The 6002-nt window shown below is 68.6% G+C and carries 5 protein-coding genes and 2 pseudogenes; 2 read left to right on the top strand and 5 right to left on the bottom strand.

What is annotated here, in order from left to right; translation table 11 throughout:
* Positions 1-156: 156 nt before the first annotated feature.
* Positions 157-330, bottom strand: a complete 174-nt coding sequence (locus tag ACWCQ1_RS51480) for a hypothetical protein (RefSeq protein ID WP_165955218.1) — start codon at positions 328-330, stop codon at positions 157-159.
* Positions 331-364: 34 nt separating this feature from the next.
* On the opposite strand from ACWCQ1_RS51480, the gene ACWCQ1_RS51475 reads away from it, so the two are divergent.
* Positions 365-853 (top strand): GNAT family N-acetyltransferase, encoded by a 489-nt coding sequence (locus tag ACWCQ1_RS51475; RefSeq protein WP_451030064.1) that lies wholly within the window; start codon positions 365-367, stop codon positions 851-853.
* Positions 854-1071: 218 nt separating this feature from the next.
* Entirely contained in the window at positions 1072-1419 is a 348-nt protein-coding gene (locus ACWCQ1_RS51470) for a transposase (protein WP_451030063.1), read from the top strand.
* Here the strand turns inward: ACWCQ1_RS51470 and ACWCQ1_RS51465 are convergent.
* The 4 genes and pseudogenes from ACWCQ1_RS51465 to ACWCQ1_RS51450 form a co-directional block, all read right to left on the bottom strand.
* Positions 1412-1591 (bottom strand): annotated as a pseudogene (locus ACWCQ1_RS51465) (NPP1 family protein); the annotation flags it as partial. The gene ACWCQ1_RS51470 and the pseudogene ACWCQ1_RS51465 sit on opposite strands and share 8 nt — an antisense overlap.
* Before the next feature lie 52 nt (positions 1592-1643).
* Positions 1644-3824 (bottom strand): RICIN domain-containing protein, encoded by a 2181-nt coding sequence (locus tag ACWCQ1_RS51460; RefSeq protein ID WP_451030062.1) that lies wholly within the window; start codon positions 3822-3824, stop codon positions 1644-1646.
* A 55-nt stretch (positions 3825-3879) separates the two neighbouring features.
* Positions 3880-5247 carry a ricin-type beta-trefoil lectin domain protein gene (locus tag ACWCQ1_RS51455; protein ID WP_451030061.1) on the bottom strand — a complete coding sequence of 456 codons (1368 nt, stop codon included), beginning with the start codon at positions 5245-5247 and terminating at the stop codon, positions 3880-3882.
* A 209-nt stretch (positions 5248-5456) separates the two neighbouring features.
* Positions 5457-5912, bottom strand: a pseudogene (locus tag ACWCQ1_RS51450) (polysaccharide lyase family 7 protein); the annotation flags it as partial.
* Positions 5913-6002: the final 90 nt, after the last annotated feature.

Here is a 6002-nt window from a genome sequence, read left to right as displayed (position 1 = left end):
GAACGCCGATCCGCCCTGGCGGCGCATCGGCTTTCCCTGCCCTGCTCCGCAGGAGTCCGTTTCCTCCCCCGCCTGAAGGCGGGGGTATCCACGGACGAATCCCGATGAGGCCAGCTGGGAATTTTCCTGTACCGGCTCGGCTTCGCCACGACAGGCTCAGGGAGAGCAGCCGTCGACCACACCGTTCTCCGGCTCCTCCGGATCGGTTCGGGCGTCCAGCGGCTGCTTGCGGGCGGCCGATTCGGCGCCAGTGACGTGGCTGACCGGGGCCTGGGCGAGCGGTTCCCGCGAGCGGAGCAGGGGCGCCTGCCCGAGCAGCCGACCCGCCATACGAAGGCACTCCCCGGTAGGACATAATCTCCCGATGAGTGCACGCCCTTTTCCGATCAGCCAGCCGATCACGATACGGAGGGCCGTCGCGCGGGATGCCAAACGGCTCACGCGGCTCGTGCGTGGCTCAGGCGCCTACGAGGGTAAGTACGCAGCTGCAGTCGCGGGCTACCGGGTCGGTCCTGATTACATCGAGGCCCACCGCGCCTTTGTTGCCGTCAGCGCCCACGAGCATGGAGCCCGGGTCCTCGGGTTCTACTCGCTCGTCCTCGCTCCGCCGGAGCTCGACCTGCTGTTCGTCGCCGACGAAGTGCAAGGACGGGGTATTGGACGGCTGCTCGTGGCCCACATGCAGTCCGAAGCCCGTGCCGCCGGGCTCGACCGTGTCAAGGTCGTGTCGCATCTTCCCGCCGAGGACTTCTACCACCGGGTTGGTGCGGTGCGGAGCGGGACCGCGTTCGCGAACCCGCCCGCCGTGCCGTGGGACCGTCCCGAATTCGAGTTTCGCATTCCCCCAGAATGACGCTGCGTGCCGGTTGGCGGGGCACTGGCTTCGCCTGCATGGTGGACGGCATGCAGGAGCCGCTGGACGCCGCGCGCTCCGTGTGTGCCGTCGCCTCTGCCCTGGCGGAGTGATCGCTGCGCCAGCGGGCTCCCCGGCCACTTCCTCGCCTCCGGCACTCCCAGAGCGTTGAACTCGGCCATAAGCTTCTCCCGCTCAGGTGGCCGAAAACCCGCAACATGCGTATCGCGACTGAGGAAATCTTCGGCCCGCTGGTCACGGTCACCGGTGTGATCACCACTGGTGACAATCCCGAGCGACTGCGGTCGGCGGCATCCTTCGCGCACCTGTGCGCGGCTGCACCCATCCCGGCATCCTCAGGCCGTACGAACCGGCTCCGGCTCAACCCGCGCAGGCGACCGCCAGGCGTGCCGCCAAACCTGGCTCTGCACACCATCGTCGTCGTCCGCATGCGGCACGATCGCCGGACGCAGGAGTACGTTGCCCGCCGCACCGCCCAAGGCATGTCGAAGAAGGAGATCCGCTATGTCAACTTGACCCGGTCCTTTAGGGCCGGGTCAAGTTGACGCCGGGGTTGATGGTGCCGTCGGCGCCGATGGCCGCGGTGGCGTAGCAGCGGTCGCCGTTGTAGGCGGGGGAGAAGCTCTGCTCCGGCCGGTCGGTGTTCTGCGGCAGCGGCGTCAGGACGTTGGCGCTCGCCTGGCTGGGGTGGGCCACGACGAGGGCCGGCGCGCCCAGGGCGGCGGCGAGCGCCGCCCTGCGGCGTGCAGCGGGTTGCGCACGTCGGCTCTTAAGGGTAGTTGGTCAGATTGGCCACGTTGGTGGCGGAGTTGGACGGGCCTGCGGTGTTGTTGACGACGTGGCTGATGGTGCCGGTGCCGCCGAGGGAGACCGTCACCATGCTGGTGAAGCGGACCCCGGAGGTGTTCGGCGCCTCGATGGCGTGGGCGGCGACGACGGAGGGGTTGACGTTGAAGTAGCAGTAGCTGCCGAGACCGTAGGCCTGGTGGCTGGTGACGGTGGAGGCGACCTTGTAGGCGGCGTAACCCTGCGTCGAGCCGTTCATCCAAGCGGACTGGTTGGGCGGGTCGTACGGCATCTCGTTCTGGAAGAAGTACGTGCGGCCGCCGTTGCCGTTCCAGACCGTCTGGTACTTCTGGAAGTGCTCGACGAACAGGCCGTACATGGTGACGTCGTCACCGTTGACGATCAGTCCGGTGTCCGCGGTGTTGCTGGTCCAGCCGACGCCGCTGCCGTGGTCGGCGCGCCAGATCCACATGTGGTCGCCGATGACGTTGTCGCTGTTGACGATCAGGCTGGTGGTGGCCTTGCCGACGCCCGCACCGCCGACGCGGAAGTAGACGTCGTGCAGCGAGGTCGGGTCGGTCGCGTGGGAGGCGGCGGAGCCGGCCGGCCCGACCTCCAGCAGGGAGGGCGAGTTGGTGGTGCCCGCGTCGAACAGCAGACCCGCGATCTTCACGCCGTCGACGTCGGCGACCTTCATCGCGGTGACGCCGTTGTCGGGTACGAACGTGGCGAGGCCCAGACCGAGGACGACCGTGTCGGGGCGCGTGACCTGAAGGGTCTGGTCGAGGTGGTAGACGCCCGGGGTGACCAGGAGGTTCTTGCCCGCGGCGAGGGCGGAGTTGATCTGCGACGCGGTCGCGCCCGGCTTCACTGTGTAGAAGCTGTCCAGAGAGAGCGAGGTGCCCGAGGCGTTGCCGGACCAGCTGGTGCCGGAGGAGTTGGTCCGCACGGACGGCACGAACACCTGGTAGGCGCCGGACCCGTCGACGTACAGGAACGGCTTCTCGCGGGTGACCGGGCTCTGGGCGACCGTGGTGTAGGGCGGCTTGGGGAAGCTGGTGGCGGGGACGCCGGTGCTGCCGGCGAACACCATGTTCCAGTTGGAGCCGGTCCAGCTGCCCAGCTGGGAGTTACGGGTCAGCCACTGCTGCTGGCTGCCCGAGTTGACCTGGCCGTCGATCTTGCTGTCGGCGAGGTAGCCGCCACTGGACCAACCGCCGTCGTCCAGCGCGAGGTTGCCCCGCAGATGCATACGCCGGTACGGCGCCGCCTGCGAGACTGCCCAACGGTCGCCGCCGCCGGTCGGGTTGACCGACAGGTTCTCCGCGCCGCGCCAGAAGTTCTGGGTGGCGTTGCCCTGGAACCAGTCGGCCTCGGCGTGCACCGCGCCGTTCACCGTCACCGCGTCCGGCGACAGTCCGAGGCCCAGCACCTGGGTGTAGAAGCCGACGTTGACGTCCGCGCTGTAGGCGCCGGGCTTGAACAGCACGGCGTAGCGCTGGGAGCCGAACTGGTTCGTCTCCTGCTGCTGGAAGATCGAGGTCAGCTTGTTCTGGATCGTCGAGGACGACATCGAGGGGTCGAAGACCGTGACGTTCGGGCCGAGATCGGGGTTGGTGCCCGACTGGGTCACGGGGACCACCTGGAAACGCTGGGCGGCGGTGCCGTTGCAGGTGAACTGCGCGAACTGCACGCTGTCGGCGGTCGAGGCGCCCGGGTCGTCCAGGCACTTGCCGCTGTTGCGGTTGACGAAGTGGTAGGCGCCGCCGCCGTCGTCGACGGGCAGCCACTGCTGGTTGGCGCCGCCGCCGTACGTCCACAGGTGGACCTGAGCGCTGTCGGCGGTGGAGACGTCGGCCACGTCCACGACCTGGTTGGTGTCGCCCGCGTTGTTGATGCGGACGTATCCGTCGCTGGTGGCGGTGAAGCTCCAGCGCTGCGCGGTGGTGCCGTTGCAGGAGTACTGCTGCACGACGGTGCCGTTGGCGGTGGCGGCCGCCTTGGCGTCGAGGCAGCGGCCGCTCGCGGCGTTCATGACGGTGGTGAAGCCGGTGGGCAGCGCGGTGGCCGCGGCCTGCGCGGGACTGCCGCCGAGCAGTGACGCGGCGGTCACGGCCACCACGGCGGCCGCGAGGGATCTGCCGCGGTGTGGAAGGGAAGGCATGGGTTTCTCCTTGCCGGAGGTGGGGGGTGTCAACTGGGCTGCTCGGAGCAGGAGGTCAGCCGGTGTACTGCGAGAAGACGCGCGTGTAGTCCCAGTTGGACTGGCCGACCCCGGAGCAGCTGTCGGCACTTCCGCCGGTGCACGGGCGGTCGCGGTTGGCGGACCAGAACGTCAGGCGGGCCAGGTGGTGCTGCTGGGCGTAGGCCAGGATGGTCTGGAAGTCGTTGACTGTCACCGTCTCGTTGTTGTCGGTGATGCCGTTCATCGATGAGATGCCCATGTCCCGGTACGCCTGGTCGTCGCTGTAGCCGTAGGCGTTCTTGAGGGCGTTCTTCAGGCCTTCGGCGGCCTGCTTGGTGAGGTTGCCCATGTTCTGGCCGGCGCCGCCGAAGTCGAACGGCATGATGGCCCAGGCGTCGACCGAAAGGCCGGACGAGGCGGCCCGGTTGATGAGGCTGGTGTCGGGGCCGCTCTGGCCGGTGCCGATGGTGATGTACACCTTCAGACCGGCGTTGTTGGCCTTGACGGTCTTGAGCGCGTCGACGGTGCGCTGCTGGACGGTGGGGTTGCTGTAGGCGTCGGCCTCGATGTCGATGTCGATGGCCTTGAGGCCGTAGGCGTTGATGACCTTCTGGTAGGCGGCGGCGAGTTCGCCCGCGCTGGAGCAGGAGCTCTCCAGCTTGTTGCCGCTGTAGCCGCCGAAGGACGGGATGATGTCGCCGCCGTTGCCGCGCACGGTGTTGACGGTCTGCTGGTCGACGCCGCCGGTGAGCGGGCGGCTGCCGTCCCACTGCGGGTTGCAGTAGCCGTTGCTGAGGACGAACGCCAGGGTGAACCACTTCACGCCCGTGGCGTTGGTGATCGTGGTCGGGCTCGGCGGGTCGCCCCAGCCGTTGTAGAGATACGGCGCCACGGCCATCGGGGCGGACGGGGTGGAGCCGCCGGAGGAGGGCGCGGTCCACTTCTGGTTGGCCGCGCCGGTGCAGCTCCAGATCTGGGCCCGGGTGCCGTTGGCCGAGGAGTTGCCGGTGGCGTCCATGCACTTGTCGGCCTGCGGGTTGACGATGTCGTGCGCGGCGGTGACCGTCCACTTCTGGTTCGCGCCGCCCGAGCAGCTCCACAGCTGGAGCTGAGCGCCGTCGGCGGTCGAATTGCCGGTCACGTCAAGGCACTTGCCCAGGGCCCTGATGGTGCCGTCGCTGCCGACGGTCCACTGCTGGGCGGCGGTGCCGTTGCAGTCGTAGAGCTGGACGGCGGTGCCGTCCGCGGAGTTGGCGCCCGCGACGTCGAGGCACTTGCCGGCCAGGCCGGTGATCGTGCCGGTGGCGGCCTGCGCGGGGGAGGCGGAGAGCAGGCCGGTGGAGAGGGTGAGAGCGGTGACCGCCAGTGCGGCGGATGCGGGGAGAGATCTCGGTCTGGCCACGGCGAACGGCCTTTCGTGGGGGGTGGAGCGCTCGGGCCGCGTTCATCCTGTGAACGGACGAGTGCACGCACGGGGGTGGTGTCGCCCGGTGAAACTAAAGGTCCGGACCACTTTCGTCAAGGTGTGAAGTAAGAGTTGAGGGAAGGGAGTTGAGCGGGCCCCGCCGGGCGCTTCCCAGTGCGGGCCGGTCCCGGCCGCCGCCGCCCGTGTCAGCCGCTGTGGGAGACCGTGAGCCCGTAGAACGCGACCCGCGCGCCGTTGGTGGTGCTGTCCGAGGACGACTGGTTGTACGAACCGGCCTTGAAGTACTGCTTGTAGGAGAAGAAGGGCGACGGGATCGGGTAGTGGGTGGTGCTGCCGTTGACCGTCAGGTCGATGGTGTTTCCACCGGAGACGGCGATCGTGTACGTCCAGGTCTTGCCGATCGAGACATGCCCGACGGCGTGCGGAGTCTGGCCGCCGGAGGGGGAGTTCTCGGTGCCGAGCACGATGTCGCCGTTCGAGTGGTAGTAGAGCTCCAGCAGGGGCTTGGTGGATGATCCGCCGCTGCCGAGGTGGATCTGCCCGACGCACACGTTCTTCGTCACCGACACGACCCGCAACGTGGCGTTCAGCTTGTGACGTCCGGCCAGCGACCAGTCGGCGGCGCTGCCGCTGCGCTTCATCGGGATTCCTCCGTGGATACCCCCGCCTTCAGGCGGGGGAGGAAGCGGACTCCTGCGGAGCAGGGCAGGGAAAGCCGATGCGCCGCCAGG

It is taken from the genome of Streptomyces sp. NPDC002144, from assembly GCF_053593695.1.
Note: the sequence above shows the minus strand (reverse complement) of the source record. Positions and strands in the feature narration are given on the sequence as shown.